Annotated in this window: 15 protein-coding genes, 1 other RNA gene and 1 pseudogene; 13 read left to right on the top strand and 4 right to left on the bottom strand. The window is 63.6% G+C overall.

The features are described 5' to 3' along the window. Nucleotides 1–160 precede the first annotated feature (160 nt). The 3 genes and pseudogenes from NKJ77_RS30690 to NKJ77_RS30680 form a co-directional block, all read right to left on the bottom strand. Nucleotides 161–817: pseudogene (locus tag NKJ77_RS30690) on the bottom strand (class I SAM-dependent methyltransferase); the annotation flags it as partial. Then, nucleotides 814–2,058: a BtaA family protein gene (locus NKJ77_RS30685; RefSeq protein ID WP_352536269.1), complete on the bottom strand. Its 1,245-nt coding sequence runs from the start codon at nt 2,056–2,058 to the stop codon at nt 814–816. The pseudogene NKJ77_RS30690 and the gene NKJ77_RS30685, both read right to left, overlap by 4 nt. 81 nt (nt 2,059–2,139) lie before the next feature. Next, on the bottom strand, nt 2,140–6,090 hold the full coding sequence (locus NKJ77_RS30680; protein WP_352536268.1) for a hydantoinase B/oxoprolinase family protein: 3,951 nt from the start codon (nt 6,088–6,090) through the stop codon (nt 2,140–2,142). Nucleotides 6,091–6,267: 177 nt separating this feature from the next. On the opposite strand from NKJ77_RS30680, the gene NKJ77_RS30675 reads away from it, so the two are divergent. From NKJ77_RS30675 to NKJ77_RS30645, 7 genes are all read left to right on the top strand, one after another. Continuing rightward, nucleotides 6,268–6,465, top strand: coding sequence for a hypothetical protein (locus NKJ77_RS30675; protein WP_023668260.1), 198 nt, complete (start codon nt 6,268–6,270; stop codon nt 6,463–6,465). Nucleotides 6,466–6,673: 208 nt separating this feature from the next. Beyond that, entirely contained in the window at nt 6,674–7,393 is a 720-nt protein-coding gene (locus tag NKJ77_RS30670) for a J domain-containing protein (RefSeq protein WP_023668261.1), read from the top strand. After that, nucleotides 7,390–8,157: an N-acetylmuramoyl-L-alanine amidase gene (locus NKJ77_RS30665; protein WP_023682147.1), complete on the top strand. Its 768-nt coding sequence runs from the start codon at nt 7,390–7,392 to the stop codon at nt 8,155–8,157. Before NKJ77_RS30670 ends, NKJ77_RS30665 begins: the two co-directional genes overlap by 4 nt. A gap of 184 nt (nt 8,158–8,341) precedes the next feature. Continuing rightward, entirely contained in the window at nt 8,342–9,046 is a 705-nt protein-coding gene (locus tag NKJ77_RS30660; protein ID WP_023682146.1) for a lytic transglycosylase domain-containing protein, read from the top strand. A 50-nt stretch (nt 9,047–9,096) separates the two neighbouring features. Further along, nucleotides 9,097–9,494, top strand: an RNA gene (rnpB, locus tag NKJ77_RS30655) — RNase P RNA component class A. A gap of 180 nt (nt 9,495–9,674) precedes the next feature. Beyond that, complete coding sequence (locus NKJ77_RS30650) at nt 9,675–9,959, top strand: type II toxin-antitoxin system ParD family antitoxin (protein WP_023668264.1); 285 nt, start codon at nt 9,675–9,677, stop codon at nt 9,957–9,959. A gap of 79 nt (nt 9,960–10,038) precedes the next feature. Continuing rightward, nucleotides 10,039–10,248 (top strand): type II toxin-antitoxin system RelE/ParE family toxin, encoded by a 210-nt coding sequence (locus NKJ77_RS30645; RefSeq protein ID WP_023804325.1) that lies wholly within the window; start codon nt 10,039–10,041, stop codon nt 10,246–10,248. An 8-nt stretch (nt 10,249–10,256) separates the two neighbouring features. On the opposite strand, the gene NKJ77_RS30640 is transcribed toward NKJ77_RS30645, so the two are convergent. Further along, nucleotides 10,257–11,372, bottom strand: coding sequence for a cystathionine gamma-lyase (locus NKJ77_RS30640; RefSeq protein WP_352536267.1), 1,116 nt, complete (start codon nt 11,370–11,372; stop codon nt 10,257–10,259). Between the two features lie 402 nt (nt 11,373–11,774). Here NKJ77_RS30640 and mraZ point away from each other — a divergent pair, with 402 nt between their 5' ends. Genes mraZ through NKJ77_RS30610 form a run of 6 tightly spaced genes read left to right on the top strand, consistent with a single transcriptional unit; the run spans nt 11,775 to nt 18,336 of the window. After that, nucleotides 11,775–12,248, top strand: coding sequence for a division/cell wall cluster transcriptional repressor MraZ (gene mraZ / locus NKJ77_RS30635; protein ID WP_023682144.1), 474 nt, complete (start codon nt 11,775–11,777; stop codon nt 12,246–12,248). Beyond that, nucleotides 12,245–13,261 (top strand): 16S rRNA (cytosine(1402)-N(4))-methyltransferase RsmH, encoded by a 1,017-nt coding sequence (gene rsmH / locus NKJ77_RS30630; RefSeq protein ID WP_023714771.1) that lies wholly within the window; start codon nt 12,245–12,247, stop codon nt 13,259–13,261. The genes mraZ and rsmH overlap by 4 nt, the downstream gene beginning before the upstream one ends. Before the next feature lie 4 nt (nt 13,262–13,265). After that, nucleotides 13,266–13,658 carry a cell division protein FtsL gene (gene ftsL, locus NKJ77_RS30625; protein ID WP_023682142.1) on the top strand — a complete coding sequence of 131 codons (393 nt, stop codon included), beginning with the start codon at nt 13,266–13,268 and terminating at the stop codon, nt 13,656–13,658. Nucleotides 13,659–13,672: 14 nt separating this feature from the next. Continuing rightward, nucleotides 13,673–15,397: a peptidoglycan D,D-transpeptidase FtsI family protein gene (locus NKJ77_RS30620; protein ID WP_031194866.1), complete on the top strand. Its 1,725-nt coding sequence runs from the start codon at nt 13,673–13,675 to the stop codon at nt 15,395–15,397. A gap of 54 nt (nt 15,398–15,451) precedes the next feature. Beyond that, nucleotides 15,452–16,906 carry a UDP-N-acetylmuramoyl-L-alanyl-D-glutamate--2,6-diaminopimelate ligase gene (locus NKJ77_RS30615; protein WP_023830771.1) on the top strand — a complete coding sequence of 485 codons (1,455 nt, stop codon included), beginning with the start codon at nt 15,452–15,454 and terminating at the stop codon, nt 16,904–16,906. Further along, a complete protein-coding gene (locus tag NKJ77_RS30610) occupies nt 16,903–18,336 on the top strand; it encodes a UDP-N-acetylmuramoylalanyl-D-glutamyl-2,6-diaminopimelate--D-alanyl-D-alanine ligase (RefSeq protein ID WP_352536266.1) in 1,434 nt (477 codons plus the stop codon). Before NKJ77_RS30615 ends, NKJ77_RS30610 begins: the two co-directional genes overlap by 4 nt. The last annotated feature ends 7 nt before the right edge of the window (nt 18,337–18,343 follow it).

The following is an 18,343-nucleotide window of genomic DNA, read 5'->3' as shown; positions in this document are numbered from 1 at the left end:
CGCGGCGGGGGGCCCGCCCGGTTGTTAACCCCCCCCCCCCCCACCCCCCCCCGCGCGGGGGCGGGGGGCCCCCCCCCCCCCGGGGCGGGGGGCCGGGCACTTCACCCCCACCCGCGCCTGCGGCGCGACCTCCCCCATCGAGGGGGAGGTAAGAGTGCGCGATCTTGACGACCGCCAGCCAGGCATAGCCGCGATAAAGCGCGCGGAAACAGAAGCTTGCGCCGGTTCGCCGAGATTCCGATTCCAAGACTTCGCGCAATGATTCACGTGGCGTGACATGGAATTTCTTGAGCCAGCCGCGCAGCAATGGCCGGAACCAGTTGGGCAAGCCTTCCTGCTGGCCGAAATCGACGACATGCAGCGAGCCGCCGGGCGCGAGTGCCGCAAGGGCTGCCGAAACCGTCTTTTCCCAACCGGGGATCATCGACAGCGAATAGGACACGAAGATGCGGTCGAAGCGCTCGACGCCGAACAGCGTCTTGGCGTCGAAATCGGTGGCGTCGCCGCGCGCCAGCACGGCGCGGCCGGACAGGCCGTCGCGGCCGATCGCCTTGCTCGCCGTCTCCAGCATCTCGGCCGAGATGTCGAGGCCGTAGAGGCGGGCGTCGGGATAGCGGCGGGCGGCAAGCGCGATGTTGCGGCCGGTGCCGCAGCCAAGTTCGAGCACTCTGCCATTCGCCGGCACATCCAGCCCGGATATCATCTGGTCGCGGCCGAGCAGGTAATATTTGCGAGTCAGGTCGTAGATGTGGCGCTGCCAGCGATAGACGCCGTCCATCAGTTCGGCATGGTCGGCCGGCAGCTCGCTCGCGCTCATGCCGCGCGCTTCACATAGAGGTGGAAGCCGCCATAGATGGCCGAGCGGTCGCGGGCCGAACAGTCGCGCGAGGCCTCGTCCTCGTAGGTCCACTGGTCGAGCAGCGAGATCGAGACGCGGCCCGGCAGCAGGCTGGGCTCGGCGGCGGTACGGAAGATGACTCGGGCGCCGACCGAGGCGGTGCGGGTGATCTCCGACCAAAGGGCATTGAGCTGGTCGTTCGTCATCCAGTCCTGCGCGTCGAGCAGGACGAAACGGTCGACGGTGCCTGCGTCCTTGCCGGCCAGAAATTCGATCAGATTGGAGTGGTGGATGCCGACGCGATCGACATTGTTGCGGATCGCCTTGTAGTTGGCCTCTTCTAGATAGGCGGGCAGGGCGGCCTCACCCGGATTGGGATAGCGACGGGCGAAGGCTTGCCAAGCGAAGTAGTTGTTCTTCAGCGGAAAATCGCAAGCGAGCTTTTCCAGCCGGGCCTTCAGCACGCTGGCCATCGAACCATCGCCCGAGGTGATCAGCGAATACTGCGCCGGCGGAATGCCGAGGCCGAACAGCGAAGCCTTGCGCGAGGTAGCCCAGCGCAACAGCTTCTTGTCGAAGACCGGCGCCAGCTCTTCGTTGAAGAAGCGGCGCTGGTCGGCGAGGCTCTTCGACGCCATGATACCGGCGGGATCGACGCCGAAGAATTTGGCGATGCGGTGGCCCATGGCGATGAACAGGCCGAGCAGGCCGGTCTGGTAGAAATTGCGGTCGAAGACGGTGATGCGCCGGCGGCCGCGCCAGCTGCGACGCTCCCAATAGTGGCGGCTGACCGGGTCGAGATGCGGCGCGATGAAGCGGTCATAGGCTTGCGAATTGTGGTTGGTGTCGGCGGCGCCGAAGAAACGGAACAGATCGCCCTGCGAGGGCAGATGCCGCACCGCCTCCAGCTTCATCCGGTTCAAGGCGATGTGGGCGGCGTTGAGGTCGACCGCATCGACGCGTTCAGGCGAGCGGGTGAGGTAGGCGAGGATGTTGCAGCCGCCCGAGGCTATGGTGACGACGCGGTGGCCCTGGCCAAGCTGCATGGCCTCCATGTCGAGTTCAGGGTCTTCCCAGATCTGCGGATAGACGAGACCGGAGAACAAGAGGGCGAACAGCCGCTCCGAGATGCCGGCCTTCGACAGCGGGCGGTTCCGGTAGACGGCTTTTCCAACTTCCTTGCCGCGGCGAAAAACGAGATCTGCCGAAACGTCCGTCATGGCTAATGATTCCCCGTTTGCTTTGGCGCAAGCGGGTAGCGCAGGGGCATGACAGGCGGGTGACAGGCTGTTGACGCGAGTTCAGGCCTTGCCAAATCCCCCCGGTGTCGGCGTTGTCAGGATGACGGCGTCGCCGGCGTCGAGCACGGTCTGGTCGCAGGCCTTCAGCGTCTCGACGCTGCCGTCCTGGCGGCGGACCTTGGTCGAGCCGACCTGGCCGTCACCGCCGCCATCGAGGCCTTGCGGCGGGCGGTTGCGGTGCGAGGACAGTATGGCGCATTCCATCTTTTCGAGGAAACGGATCGTCCGCCTGGTGCCGTCGCCGGCATCCCATTTGCCTTTGCCGCCGGAGCCCTCGCGAATGTGAAAATCCTCGAGCAAAACGGGAAAGCGCAGTTCCAGCACCTCAGGGTCAGTGAGTCGCGAATTGGTCATGTGGGTGTGAACCCCCGATGTGCCGGCAAAGCCACGGCCGGAGTTCATCTGTCCGGCCGGCGAACCGGAGCAGATCGTCTCGTAATACTGGTACTGCTTGTTGCCGAAGGTCAGGTTGTTCATCGTGCCTTGCGCATTGGCCATGGCGCCCATGGCTCCGAACAGCGCGTTGGTGACATGCTGCGAGGTCTCGACATTGCCGGCGACGACTGCTGCGGGGTAGGCCGGCTTCAGCATCGAGCCGTCGGGGATGATGATGTTGATGGGCCTGAGGCACCCGGCATTCATCGGGATCATGTCCTCGACCATGACGCGGAAGGCATAGAGCACGGCGGCGCGGGCGACGGGCTCGGGCGCGTTGAAATTGTTCTTCTCGACCTTCGAGGTGCCGGTGAAGTCCACGGTCGCCTCGCGCTTTTGCCGATCGACGGTAATCTTCACCTTGATCACCTGGCCGGTGTCGGTCGGGTATTCGTACTCGGAACTATCGGGCAGCCGCTCCAGCACGCGGCGCACGCTTTCGGCGGCGTTGTCCTGGACATGGCCCATATAGGCTTCGACGACATCGAGGCCGAAATGGCCGACCATCTTGCGCAATTCCGCCACGCCCTTTTCGTTCGCGGCGATCTGCGCCTTGAGGTCGGCGATGTTCTGGTGCGGGTTGCGGGCGGGGTAGGCGTGGTCGGTGAGCAGCGTTTGCAACTCCGTCTCGCGGAATTTTCCACGATCGACAACGCGGAAATTGTCGAACAGCACGCCTTCCTCGTCGACCGTGGTGGCAAGCGGCGTCATCGAGCCGGGGGCAGTGCCGCCGATATCGGCATGATGGCCGCGTGAGGCTACGTAGAAGATTACTTCCTCCCCCCTTGAGGGGGAGGTGGCGGCGGAGCCGCCGGAGGGGGTCGTTGCGGCAGTGCTCGACGCTCTTGCGGTGCCTTCTGAGAGGACCCAACCCGGCCGCTGCGCGGCCACCCTCCCCTCAAGGGGGAGGGAAAACACCGGCGTCACCACCGTGATATCAGGCAAATGCGTGCCGCCATTGTAAGGGGCGTTCAGCGCAAAGACGTCGCCGGGATGGATGTCGCCGGAGTTCAGCCGGATGATGGTTTCGACCGAGCGGTCCATGGAGCCGAGATGCACCGGCATGTGCGGCGCGTTGGCGACCAGCGCTCCATGACGGTCGAAGACGGCGCAGGAAAAGTCCAGCCTTTCCTTGATGTTGACGGAATAGGCGGTGTTCTGCAGCGTGACGCCCATCTGCTCGGCGATCGACATGAAGAGGTTGTTGAAGACCTCCAGCATCACCGGATCGGCTTCGGTACCGAGGGCAGCCGTGCGAACTTTCCGTTCCGTGCGGCGAATGACGACGTGATTGAGGTTGGTGATTTCGGCCTGCCAGCCCGGCTCGACGACGATGGTCTGGTTCGGCTCGATGATCAAAGCGGGGCCTGGGACCAGATTGGATGGGCGCAGGTTTTCGCGGCGATGGATGCCGGCCTCATGCCAGCGGCCCTCGGTGTAGATGCGCCGCGTTCCGGACGCACCCGCTTCAACCCTTGCCGGTCCGGCGGGCGCAACGGCTTCGGCCGTGGTCTCGACGATCTCGGCGCCTTCCACGCCAACGGTCTCGACGATCATCGGCTTGTCGTCATAGACGAAACCGAACTGCGCCTTGTGGGCCAATTCGAAATCGCGCCTGGCCTGGAAGATAGAGTCCTGTTCGAAATTCACCGGCAGCGTGGTGTCGGTGCCGTCATAGCGGATGTGCAGCACCGGCTTTGCCGCAATCTTGTCCTGCGCAATGCCTTGCGCTGCCAATTCGGCGATGACGGCTTTTTTCAACGTGCCGATGAGGCTGGCGATCTCGGTCCTGGATTCTTCGGCAAGCGGCTTCAGGAGCGCCTGCTGGCGCGACGCGAAAACCGACGACAGGCCGATACCATAGGCTGAGAGCAGACCGGAAAAGGGGTGGATCAGTACCGCCTCCATGCCGAGCGCGTCGGCAACCAGGCAGGCATGCTGGCCGCCGGCGCCGCCAAAACAGTTCAAGAGATATTCAGTGACGTCATAGCCGCGCTGCACGGAGATCTTCTTGATGGCATTGGCCATGTTTTCCACCGCGATGGTGACGAAGCCTTCGGCGACGGCTTCCGGCGTGCGGCCATCGCCGATTTCGACGGCCAGCGCAGCGAATTTTTTGCGCACGGCGGCCACATCGAGCGGCTGGTCCTGGCCTGGGCCGAAAATTGCCGGGAAGAAATCGGGCTGCAGCTTGCCCAGCATGACATTGGCGTCGGTGACGGCCAGCGGGCCGCCGCGCCGGTAGGCGGCGGGGCCAGGATTGGCGCCGGCGGAATCCGGGCCGGCGCGGAAACGGCCGGCTTCGTAGTGCAGGATCGAGCCGCCGCCGGCAGCGACGGTATGGATGCGCATCATCGGCGCACGGATGCGCACGCCGGCGACCTCGGTGTCGAAGGCGCGCTCATACTCGCCGTCATAATGGGCGACGTCGGTCGAGGTGCCGCCCATGTCGAAACCGATGACTTTCTCGAATCCGGCGAGTTTCGCCGTCTCGACCATGCCGACGACACCGCCGGCCGGGCCGGACAGCAGCGCGTCCTTGCCCTGAAACATGTCGGCGGCGGTAAGCCCGCCCGACGACATCATGAACATCAGGCGAGGAGATTGGCCAATCTCCCCCCTCGTGGAGGAGATGCCCGGCAGGGCAGAGGGGGGCGTGACGGAATGAGGCGCTGGCGGGACAGCGCCCCCCCCTGTCGGCTTTGCGGACTGCCCTTCGCTATGGCTCCGGGCGTTCGTCGCTGAAAAAGCCAAATCGTTGGCTTTTTCTCGGCCTTTGGCCGACCGCTCCTCACCCCCCACAAGTGGGGAGATTGGCGTCGCGCCCAGTTCTCCCGCCACCCTTTGCACATAGCGCGACAGGATCGGCGACAGATAGGCATCGACCACGGTGGTGTCGCCGCGGCCGACCAGTTTGATCAGCGGCGAGACTTCATGGCTGACCGAGACTTGGCTGAACCCGATCTTGCGGCAGACTTTCGCCACCGCCTTCTCGTGGTCGGGATATTTCCAGGCATGCATGAAGACGATGGCCACCGCATCGATGCCGTCGGCCTTCGCCTGTTCGATGGCGGGCCGGCAGGCGGCGATGTCGAGCAAGCGCTCGACCTCGCCATTGGCGCGCACACGCTCGTCGATCTCGATGACTCGCTCGTAGAGCTGTTCGGGAAGGATGATCTCCTTGGCGAAGATGTCCGGCCGCGCCTGATAGGCGATCTTCAGCGCGTCGCGAAAACCCTTGGTGATGAGCAAAAGCACACGGTCGCCCTTGCGCTCCAGCAGCGCATTCGTGGCAACGGTGGTACCCATCTTGACGTCACCGACCAGGCCCGGAGGAATAGCGGTGCCGGATTTCAGCCCCAGAAGCTCGCGGATGCCGGCTATGGCCGCGTCGGGATAGGCTTCGGGATTTTCCGACAGGAATTTCCTGGGATGCAAACCGCCTTGCGGATCACGTCCGATCACGTCGGTAAAGGTGCCGCCGCGGTCGATCCAAAAATCCCATTTCTTGTCCACGCAGAACTCCGGCATTGCATTTGGGTCCAGACTGTTAGTTCGGCATCGCCCGGCCCGCAATCGGTAGTGCGCGGATGTTACATCAGGAAACGCAACGTTACGAAACTCATGGCCGTTTGATGCATTTTGCCTTCGACCGTTCACCGCAACGTGAGCGTGTGTTGAAGGAGAGATGTCATGAAAAAGCTCATTCTTGCTTCCGTTTCCGCCCTGGCCCTGTTCGGCGTTGCCGCCTGCAGCGACAGCGGTACGGATAACACCACCACCCAGAGCACCAATCCGCCAGCCGCCGAGCCCATGAAGCCGGCGACGCCGGATGCACCGAAGCCTGCAGAACCGGCTCCGGCAACACCTGCTCCTGCCCCCGCGCAGTAGCAGCAGTCTCGGTCACTTTGACGTACGAGAGAGGAGGCCGGCTTCGCGCCGGCCTTCCTGCGTTTAGGTCGATTCGGGGCTCAAGGGCCTTGAACCGGCTCTTTCCTACGGTTTGGGATCTGGCGCGTCGGTTGCTTGCGTAAATTCGGTCCACTCTGCGGCGCTGTTTTGGCTTGATAGCAATGGCCGGCGGCCCTAATAAGCGCTCATGTCGATTTGGGATCGCCTCGGCGACTTCATCACCCGCGTTTCATCTTCAGCCACGTCCGGCGTAGCCGATGTGGTTGAGGCCGTGCGCACGGTTTTCTCCGGTGACGCTGATCTGCGCCGGCGTGTTGCCTTCTCTGTGGCGATGATTGCGCTGTCAGCCAAGATGGCCAAGGCCGATGGCATCGTCACCCAGGACGAGGTTCGCGCGTTCCAGGAAATATTCGAGGTGCCGCGAGAACAGACCCGCAATGTGGCGCGGCTTTACGATCTGGCCAAGCGCGACGTCGCCGGGTTCGAGACCTATGCCGAGAGTATGGCGCAGATGTGCGGCTCGGGCCATTCGAACTGCGTCATGCTGGAAGACATACTCGACGGTCTGTTCCATATCGCCAAGGCGGATGGGCTGGTGCATGAGCGCGAAGGGATTTTCCTGCACCGTATTGCCGAGATTTTCCGCATCGACGAGGTGCACTACGAGGCCATCATGGCCAGGCACGTCAATCTCGGCGCCGGCGATCCCTATATCGTGCTCGGCATTGAGCGCGGCAAGCCGTTCGAGGAGGTCAGGAAGCGATACCGCAAGCTGGTCTCCGACAATCATCCGGACCGGCTGATCGCGCGCGGCCTGCCGCAGGAATTCATCAAGATTGCAACGACCAGGGTCGCGGCGATCAACGCGGCCTATGAAATGATCGAGCGGGGCCTCAGGCACGCATGACCGGCTTCTCGCCCGACGAGCCAAGCGCGGAGGTCAGGGTATCGCCGAATTTCGGCCCGCGGCGCGAAACGCTCAGGCCCGACATGATCGTGCTGCACTATACCGGCATGGCGACTGGTGCTGCCGCGGAAGCCTGGTTGTGCAACCCCGCAAGCGAAGTCTCGTCGCACTACCTCGTCCATGAGGATGGCCGCATCATCCAGATGGTGCGCGAAAGCGACCGCGCCTGGCATGCCGGTGCAAGTTCCTGGTTCGGTCGTCGCGACATCAACTCCTGTTCGGTCGGCATCGAAATCGTCAATCCCGGCCATTCGCTCGGCTATTCGGCCTTTCCCAAGCGGCAGGTGGAAGCGGTGATCGGGCTTTGCCTTGGTATCATCGAACGCCATTCCATTACGGCGCAAAGGGTGCTTGCCCATTCCGACATCGCGCCGGGGCGCAAGATCGACCCGGGCGAGAAATTCCCCTGGAATGCGCTGTTTGCGGCCGGGGTCGGCCATCTCGTGCCTGCGGCGCCGGTCCGGCGCGGCGCGGTGCTGAAAGCCGGCGATACCGGCGCCCAGATCGAGGCACTGCAGTCTATGCTGGCGCTCTATGGCTATGGCGTCGAGATATCAGGTGTCTTCGACCGCCAGACCGAAATCGTCGTCGAAGCTTTTCAGCGGCATTTCCGACCACGCCTGGTGGATGGCGTCGCCGACGGCTCTACGTCTAGCACGCTGCAAAGCCTGCTGACTTCCCTTAGGTCAGTTGCGTCTAAATAATCTTTTCCTGATATTCAAGTTACAGCCTGTCACTGAAAGTGAATTGCCTCGCCTTGTTCGACACAAATTCCGCCCTCAAAGGCAGTTCGTGCAAGTTATCGGACCTCCAGCCCCCCGGATGCTCCGATATTGATTAGGCGTTGCTGCGTGAAGATCTTCGCGCGGCCAAACAGAACAGGACCACATGCAGAAATTGACCGTTGTAACGGCAGCTATTGCTGCCGGAGTAATGACTTTTGCCTTCAGCACGGCCGATGCCGCACCACTGAGCCAGAGGGCAGACCAGGGCTTCATCGCCGCACCCGCCAAGGCCACCATGACGAAGGCAAACCCGAAAGCAAAAAGGGCAACCACCGCGAAAGTGCGCAAAGCAGCCGTGGTGAAGGCCAGAAAAGCCACGGCCAAGAGGCATTTTAAGCGCAACAGGAAGAGCGTCGACCTGACGACGACCGCATCGATCCGCCCAAGCACCGCTGCGGAGTCGACTGCGGCAGCCGCGCTTGGCGGCCAGTATTCGGCAATCATTGCCCGCTATGCTGCGGCCGAAGGCGTGCCGGTGTCGCTGGCCCAGGCGGTCATCAAGATCGAGAGCAACTACCGGCCGAACATCGTCGGCGGCGCGGGTGAAATCGGCCTGATGCAGATCAAGCCGGCAACGGCGCGGATGATGGGTTATAGCGGCTCCGCCAAGGGTCTGTTCGATCCCGACACCAACATCAAATACGGCATGAAGTACCTTGCCATGGCGCGCAATCTCGGCGGCGGCACCACCTGCGGCACGATCCTGAAATACAATGCCGGCCATGCCGCGACGAGGATGAACCCGGTGTCGGCGGCCTATTGCGGCAAGGTCAAGGTGCAGTTGGCGGCATTGGGATCGCCGGCATAAGTCTGCTTTTTCATTTGCGTTTTGGAACGTGAACCCCTTTATACGCTCTGCCAGCTGGCCGGGCGGCCGCACCCGCAAAGCCGAAAGGCTGCGGGTGAGGAAAGTCCGGGCTCCATGGAAACACGGTGCCGGTTAATGGCCGGCGGGGGCGACCCCAGGGAAAGTGCCACAGAAAGCAAACCGCCACGATTTATCGGGGCAAGGGTGAAAGGGTGGGGTAAGAGCCCACCGCGCGACTGGCAACAGGAGCGGCACGGTAAACCCCACCGGGAGCAAAACCGAATAGGGACGGTGCGAGGGGAAACCTTCGAGGGCTGTTTCCGGCTCACCGTCCGGGTAGGTTGCGTGAGGCGCATGGCAACATGCGCCCAAGATGAATGGCCGCCACGTTCTCGCCCCGAAAGGGGCGAGGGCCATACAAAACCCGGCTTACAGGCCAGCTGGCAATTTCTCCCCCATATCGCGATTAATCCTTTGGATCAGCAGTCTGCGCCTTCGGGCGCAGCTGGCGATTCAGGTGCTTGAGCGATTGAATCAAGTACGCATGCTGGGGTCGAGACAAACGCATCCTTGAAGCTGGTACGATTTAATCGTACCATGATTGTCATGGTTTGATCAGGAGCGCATCATGGGTCACGTCGACAAACGCAGCATCACGCTTTCGCCGGAACTGGCGGCGGCGGTCGACGATGTCGTGGCCGCCGGCGAATATGCCTCGGCCAGCGAAGTCATCCGTGATGCGCTGCGGCAATGGAAAGACCGCCGCGATCTTCTCGGCTACACGGTCGAGGAATTGCGCAGGCTGGTTCAGGAGGGGATCGACAGCGGACCGGCGGTGGACGGCCAGCCCTTCATGGACCGGCTGCGAGCCAAATATCACAGGATGTCGGAAGCTGCAGGCTCGGAAGAGTGAAATATCGGCTGCTTCCTCAGGCGATATCAGATGTCGAAGGCATCGGTGACTACATTGCGGAACATAGCCAAAGGGAGCCATGCGCCTTGTGGACGCTTTGGAGAGGCGCTGGACACTGCTCACCTTGCACCCGTTCTCAGGTGCGCCGCGCGATGATATCGCGCCCGGCATTCGTCATCTGATCGTCGGCGAATATGTCACTCTGTATCGCATGGGCGAAGACGCGATCGAGATCGTCCGCGTTTTGCACGGCAGGCGCGATATTGGCGCCGACGACTTGGTGACCTAACCGCCAGCTCAGATGCCGATCTTGTCCAGCGATGCCTCGATCGCCTGCCAGAGTTCTTCCACCGGCTCGCAGCCCACCGACAGGCGCACGAAGCCGGGCGGAACCGAATCTCCTCGCTTGGCCCGCCGCTCGGCGGAGGTGTGGACACCCCCGAACGACGTTGCCGCCTGCATCAGCGTGCAGTTGTTGATGAAATCCTCGGCCTTCTCCTGGGAAGCGAGTTCGAAGGACACGAGGAAGCCGAAGCGCTCCATCTGCGCCCGGGCGAGGTTGTGCGACGGGTCGCCCTCCAGCCCGGGGTAGCGCAAGCCGCTAACGGCGCGATGGTTTTTCAGGCGCTTCGCGATCACCTCGGCAGAAGAACACATGCGGTCGAAGCGTACCTCCAGCGTCTCCAGGCCGCGATGCACCAGCCAAGCCTCGAACGGGCCGGGAATGCCGCCCGCGGTCTCGCGCCAGCCGGTGACGTCCGCGATGATGTCTGGATTGCGGCTGGCGACATGGCCGAACAGCACGTCGGAATGCCCGTTGGCCGCCTTGGTGTCGGCAGCAACGACGATGTCGGCGCCGAGATCGAGCGGGCGCTGGCCGAACGGCGTCATCGTGGTGTTGTCGACGACGACGATCGCGCCCGCTTGGTGCGCGGCCTCGGCGACCGCTGTGATGTCGCAAATGTCCAATCGCGGATTTGACGGGGTTTCAACGTAGACAAGGCGGTAGCCGTCGAAGCCGCCGTCGAGGAATGTAGCTGTCGGCCGCAGATCATAGGCGACGCCGAAGGGCTTGAGGAAACGTTCGGCCAGCGCGCGCGTGGCATGGTAGCCGTCCGAAGGCAAAAGCACGCGGTCGCCGGATTTCAACAGGCCGAAAAACACCGCCGAGATTGCCGCCATTCCTGAGGGGAAGCCGACGCATGGCGCGTCTTCGAGATGCGCCAGCATGTGCTCGACTGCATCCCAGGTGACGTTGCTGTAACGGCCGTACTGACTGTAGCCGGCGCCGTCGCCCGGGTTGTGGAAAATAGCGGCCATGGTCAGCGGCAATGGGATGGGGTCGCCTTTGGCAAGTCCGTCGCGACGCAGATGGGCAAGGGAGGCCGCGCGGGACCTGGCTGTTTCGGACATGGATTTCTGACCTTGTTGCTCAGCGAAAAGACTGACGACGCTATTCGCGGCAGTGATGCGCGGCAAGCCGCTTCCGCTTGGGCCAGCCCGCTCTAAACGGTTCGTTAGGCTTAATGGGAGATAAAGACGGGAGTGTTGTCAGAGCTGCTCTCACCGGTTGTGGCGCGCGCGTTTGTGAAGCCTGTTCCCGTTGACGCCCATAGTGCCCCATGATATCCCATTTCGATACCAAAGCCTTCGTTCCGCGTCAGGGTAAAGCGTACGCCAATCGGGCAGCCGCGGCGGCTGTGCGTTTGCGGGTTTTTGCCGCTGGGATCGAAGCGGATTTTCGGCAGGGGACGCGCTTCGGCGCGGACGAAAACATGGAGAGGGGTGCGGCGGCGGAAGCGGCTGCAGCGTGTCATGGACCGGTTTCTGTCAAGCGCGGTGAACAGGATCGATGCGAAGGGGCGGGTCTCCGTTCCGGCGCATTTCCGCGCTGTCGTGCAGAAGCGCGGCTATTCGGAACTCTATGCGCTGCGCGGCCTGGACGTGCCTGCGATGGATGTCGGCGGGCTCGATCTGCTCGACCGCTACGAGCAGCGCATCGCGCTGGAAGACCCTTTTTTGCAGACGGCGGACGATATGTCGTTCTTCTGCCATGGCGACGGGACGTTCCTGAAGCTCGATCAGGATGGCCGCATCACGATGAGCGATTTCATCCGCGAGCATACGGGCATCACGAGCGAAGTGGCCTTTGTCGGCCGAGGCAATTTCTTTCAAGTTTGGGAGCCTGGACGGCTGGCCGCCTATGGGGCGCAGGCGCGCGCTCGGCTTTTGCAGCTTCGGCAGGGGACGAAGGCTCACGAGGCCAAGGCTGGGGAGCGGCCGGAATGATGGCGGATCACGGCGATGATCTCAGCGCCGTTGGCGGACCGGTCCGCCACATTCCGGTCCTCCTCGCCGAAGTGCTGGAGGCGCTCTCACCCAAAGCCGGCGATGTGATCGTCGACGGCACGTTTGGCGCCGGCGGCTACACCAAGGCGATCCTGGCGAGCGGCGCCTCGGTGGTGGCGATCGATCGCGATCCCGATGCGATTGCCGCCGGGCGCGGCCTGGAACAGCAATCCGGCGGCAGGCTAAGGCTGGTGCAGGCGCCATTTTCGACGCTGGACGAGCAGGTCGAAAGCGCCGACGGCGTTGTCCTCGACATCGGCATTTCCTCCATGCAGGTCGACCAGCCCGAGCGCGGCTTCTCGTTCCGCACCGACGGGCCGCTCGACATGCGCATGGCGCAGGCGGGCTTGAGTGCTGCCGACGTCGTCAATTCGTTCAAGATAGGCGACCTTGCCCGCATCTTCGGCTTCCTTGGCGAAGAGCGGAATGCCGGGCGCATTGCCCGCATGATCGAGTCACGCCGCGAAAAACGTCCGTTCGAGCGCACGCTCGATCTCGCCGACGCCATCGAAACGCATATCGGCCGCGCGCCGAAGGACAAGATTCATCCGGCCACCCGCGTCTTCCAGGCGCTGCGCATTTTCGTCAATGACGAGCTGGGCGAATTGGCCAAAGCCCTAATGGCGTCCGAGCGGGTATTGAAGCCCGGCGGGCGGCTTGCGGTGGTGACGTTCCATTCGCTGGAAGACCGCATCGTCAAGCGCTTCATCGCCGACCGCGCCGACGTCGCCACCGGCTCACGTCATTTGCCCGAGGCGCACGCGCGCACTGCGACCTTCCGCAAGGCTGGTGGCGGCGTGACGGCAGGCGATGCCGAGGTCGCTGCCAATCCGCGGGCGCGCTCGGCCAGGCTGCGTACCGCCATCCGCACCGAGGCGCCGGCGCGCGCCGGTGATCTCACCATTTTCGGCCTTCCAAAGCTTCCCGGCATCCAGGCGCCGCGAGAGAGGTGAATACGTGTTTCGAACCAGCGACATAGTCCTGATCGCCGTCATGGTCTCGGCCGCGGCCCTGACCTACAAGGCCAAGCGCGAGGCCGAGGAACAGCTGGCTTCGGTGCAGAAGATCGAGGCGCAGATCCGCTATGAGGAGGACACGATCGACCTGCTCAAGGCCGACTGGAGCCTGCTGACCCAGCCGTCGCGCCTGCAGAAGCTGGCTGAAATCTACAAATCGCAGCTCGCACTCGAGCCGGTCAATGCGCGGCAGATCGTCGGGCTCGACGACCTGCCGGCAAAACCGCTCAACATCGAGGACCTGTCGTCGCAGCGGCTTGGCGGCATGGCCGACAATTCCGGCAAAGGACCAGCCGACAAGGATCCCGTGGTCACCGGAGCCATCGTCCAATGATCGCTGGATTTCCAATGCGCGCCAAATTTCCGTCGGTCGGCAAATTGCTGAAGCGCCGCGCACGGACCGGCGAGGACGGCTCCATCGTCGTCGAAGGCGCGCGCAAGGCGACCGGCGGCAAGGCCAAGACCCGCATCGTGATGACCATGGCGGTGTTCTTCGGCATCTATTCGACCATCGCCGGGCGGCTGGTCTATCTCGGTTTTCAGTCCCCCGACATGTCGAATGGGCCGCAAAGCCGGGTGACGGCGTCGCGTCCCGACATCGTCGACCGCAACGGCGAGGTGCTGGCGACCGACATCAAGACGGCATCGCTGTTTGCCGAGCCGCGCCGCATCGTCGATGCCGACGAGGCGATCGAAAAGCTGTCGACCATTCTGCCAGATATCGACCCCGAGCAGACCTATCACAAGCTGAAGAGCGGCGCCGGCTTCGTCTGGCTGCAGCGGCAGCTGACGCCCAAGCAGCAGGCCGACATCATGCAGCTCGGCATTCCCGGAATTGGCTTTCGCACCGAAAAGCGCCGCTTCTATCCGGCCGGCGTGACCTCGTCCTACATTGTCGGCCTCACCAACATCGACAATCAGGGCATCTCCGGCATGGAGAAATACATTGACGAGCAGGGCCTGAGCGACCTGCAGGCCTCAGGCCTTGCGATCGCCAAGGATCTGAAGCCGGTTCAGCTGTCGATCGACCTGCGCGTCCAGCATGTGGTGCGCGACGAGATTGCCGCCGGCCTCGAGCGCTATCGCGCCATGGGCGCCGGCGCCGTCGTGCTCAACATCAAGACCGGCGAAGTGGTGGCGATGGCCTCGGTGCCGGATTTCGATCCGAACAATCCCTTCAATGCGCAGGACAAGGATCGGCTGAACCGCATGTCGGCCGGCCTCTACGAGATGGGATCGACCTTCAAGAGCTTCACCTCGGCCATGGCGCTCGATTCCGGCAAAGCGAACATGAACAGCCGTTTCGACGCCTCGCACCCAATCCGGGTCGGCCATCAGGCCATCCACGATTTCCACGGCAAGAACCGCGTGCTGTCATTGCCGGAGGTGTTCCTTTACTCCTCCAATATCGGATCGGCCCGTGAGGCCGAAATGGTCGGCATCGAGGGGCACCGCGAATTCCTGCATCGCCTTGGCCTTCTGGACAGGATGCAGACCGAACTGCCTGAAGTCGCCCGCCCGACCGAACCGAAGGTCTGGAAGCAGGTCAACTCCTTCACCATCGCCTTCGGCCATGGCGTGTCGACGACGCCGCTGCAGGCGGCCGTCGGCTGCGCGGCGCTGATGCAGGGCTACCTGATCCCGCCGACTTTCCTGGTCCGCAGCGAGCAGGATGCCATGGCGGTGGCCAAGAGAGTGGTCAGCGAAAGGACTGTGGAGGGCATGCGCTACCTCTATACGCTCAATGCCGAGAAGGGCTCGGCCAGAAACGCCAGGGCCCCCGGCTACCGCGTTGGCGGCAAGACCGGAACCGCCGAGAAGGTGATCAATGGCCGCTACTCGAAGGAACTGAATTTCAACACCTTCGTCGCTGCCTTCCCGATGGACGATCCGCAATATCTGGTGTTTACGATCGCTGACGCTCCGCACCCGGAAAAGCCCGGGATGACCGACGTCGCCGCCAACAATGCGGGTGTCATGGCCGGAAACATCATCAGGCGGGCAGCCGCCATGCTTGGCGTGAAGCCAGATTTCAGCCATGAAAATGGCGCAACGCTGGTTTCCTATCAGTGATTCTTAGGGCGCGCCGGCAACTGCGCGCCATTTTGTTGAGATAAACGGGGTTCGATGCACCTGAGAGATTTAGCCGGTATCCTGCCTGTCGAGGGAACATCTTCCCGCGATGTGGAGGTAACCGGGATTTCGTCGGATTCCCGCACGGTCAAGACCGGCGTGGTCTTTTTCGCGCTCGCCGGCAGCAAGGCGGATGGTTCGGCCTATGCCGCCGATGCGGCAAAGCGCGGCGCAGCGGCGGTTGTCGTGGGCAAGGCCAGCGCCGTTTCCGGCCTGTCCGTCCCGGTGCTCAGCGTCGACGACCCACGCCTGGCGCTGGCGCTGAGCGCGGCACGTTTCTTCGGCAGCCAGCCGGAGACCATGGTCGCGGTTACCGGCACCGCAGGCAAGACCTCGGTCGCCGCCTTCACCAGGCAGATCTGGGAGCAGGCCGGCTTTGCCGCCGCGTCCATCGGCACCACCGGCGTGGTGGCGCCGGGCCGCAACGATTACGGTTCGTTGACCACACCCGATCCAGTGGCTTTGCACCAGTTGCTCAAGGAATTGGCGGAGGCCGGCGTCACACACGCCTCGATGGAGGCTTCCAGCCATGGTCTCGACCAGCGCCGTCTCGATGGCGTCAAGCTCGCCGCTGGCGGTTTCACCAATCTCGGCCGCGACCATATGGACTATCATCCGACGGTCGAGGACTACCATCGCGCCAAATTGCGCCTGTTCGACACGCTGCTGCCGAAAGGCGCGCCGGCGGTCATCTTTGCCGACGATCCGTGGTCGGCGCCGACCATCCAGGCTGCGCAGGCCGCGGGGCTCAATGTGCTGACCGTCGGCCGCCATGGCGATTTCCTGCGCCTGAAGCGGGTCGAGCACGAGCGCCACCGCCAGCGCGCCGAGGTCGAAGCTGACGGCGTGCTCTACGAGATCGACCTGCCGCTCGCCGGCGACTTCCAGATCGCCAATGCCCTGGTTTCGGCCGGGCTGGCCATTTCCACCGGAACGCCGGTCGCCAAAGCTTTGATGGCGTTGGAGAAACTTCAGGGGGCACCGGGACGGCTCGACCTTGTCGGCGCCACCGCCAATGGCGCGCCCGTCTATGTCGACTATGCCCACAAGCCGGATGCGCTGGAAAATGTGCTGGCCGCGGTGCGCCCGTTCACCACCGGCCGCGTCATCGTCGTGTTCGGCTGCGGCGGCGACCGCGACCGGGGCAAGCGGCCGATCATGGGCGAGATCGCCACGCGGCTCGCCGATGTCGTCATCGTCACCGACGACAATCCGCGCTCGGAAGTGCCGGAAACGATCCGTGCCGCGATCCTGGCGGCCGCGCCCGGCGCCATTGAAATCGGCGACCGCCGCAAGGCGATCCACGAAGCGGTCGCCATGCTGAAAGCGGGCGATACGCTGATCGTTGCCGGCAAGGGCCATGAAGAGGGCCAGACCATCGGCGCCGAGACTTTTCCGTTCTCCGACCAGGAAGAAGTCCGGTCGGCGCTGCGGGAGCGGGCCGCATGAGCGTGCTCTGGACTTCCGAGGCGCTGGTCGACGCCATGGGCGGTCGGCCGCTCGGGCCGATGCCGGAGGGAATTTCGGGGATCTCGATCGACAGCCGCAGCCTGCAGCCGGGCGACGCCTTCTTCGCCATCAAGGGCGAGGCGATGGACGGCCATGACTTCGCGACCGCGGCGATCAAGGCCGGCGCCGGCGTGCTGGTCGTTGCCGAAGGCAAGTTGCCGTCGCTCGGGCGGCTGACGGCGCCGATGATCGTCGTGCAGGATGTGCTGGCAGCACTGGAGAAACTCGGTGTTGCCGCCCGCGCCCGTTCCAACGCAAAAATCATCGCGGTGACCGGATCGGCCGGCAAGACCACCACCAAGGAGGCGCTGCGTCATGTGCTGTCGGCCGTCGGCACTGTGCATGCCTCGGCGCAGTCCTTCAACAATCATTGGGGCGTTCCGCTGACGCTGGCGCGCATGCCGGATGATTGCGACTATGCGGTGTTCGAGATCGGCATGAACCATCCCGGCGAGATCCGGCCGCTGGTCAAGATGGTCCGGCCACATGTGGCCATCGTCACGATGATCGCCGCGGCGCATCTCGGCTTCTTTAGAAATCTCGACGAGATCGCCAAGGCCAAGGCCGAGATTTTTGAAGGCATCGAGCCCGGCGGTGCGGCCTTGCTCAACCGCGACGATGCGCGATGGAAGCTGCTCGACAAGATGGCGCGAGCCGCCGGCGTCGAACATGTCTTTGGCTTCGGCGAGAATGCACGGTCGACCTACAAGCTGACCAAATGCGAGCTGCATGCCGATCATTCCGACATCACCGCCAGGATCGGCGGGCAGGATGTGACGGCGCGCATCGGCGCGCCCGGCCGCCACATGGTACAGAACGTCCTGGCGGTGCTCGGCGCCGCGCATTTGGTTGAAGCCGACATCGGCAAGGTGGCCTTGGCGCTGGCCGATCTGTCGGCCGAGCGTGGCCGTGGGAAGCGCCATATGCTTCGCCACCCCAAGGGACCGATCACACTGATCGACGAGAGCTACAACGCCAATCCGGCCTCGATGGCTGCTGCCATGGCGCTGCTCAACGCGACGCCTGTCACGGGCGAGGGCCGGCGCATCGCCGTGCTCGGCGACATGCTCGAGCTCGGCGACCATTCGGCCAAGCTCCATGCAGGCCTGGCCGAACTGATCGTCGGGACCGGCACGCACACGGTCTTTCTCGGCGGCCCGGAAATGCGGGCGCTGGCAGACATCCTGCCCGACGAGATCAAAACGGAATACCGCGCCGGCGCCGAGGAATTGAAGCCGCTGCTGTTGTCGACGCTGAAGGCCGGCGACGTGGTGATGATCAAATCGTCGAAAGGCATCGGCTTTTCAAAGCTGGTCGAGGCCTTGCTCGGCAAATATCCGGCGGAAGCCGCAGGCACGAAACAGAACTAGTCCGGGG

It is taken from the genome of Mesorhizobium sp. M0052 (genome assembly GCF_040323255.1).
GTDB lineage: Bacteria > Pseudomonadota > Alphaproteobacteria > Rhizobiales > Rhizobiaceae > Mesorhizobium.
This window is presented reverse-complemented; position numbering and strand designations above follow the sequence as displayed.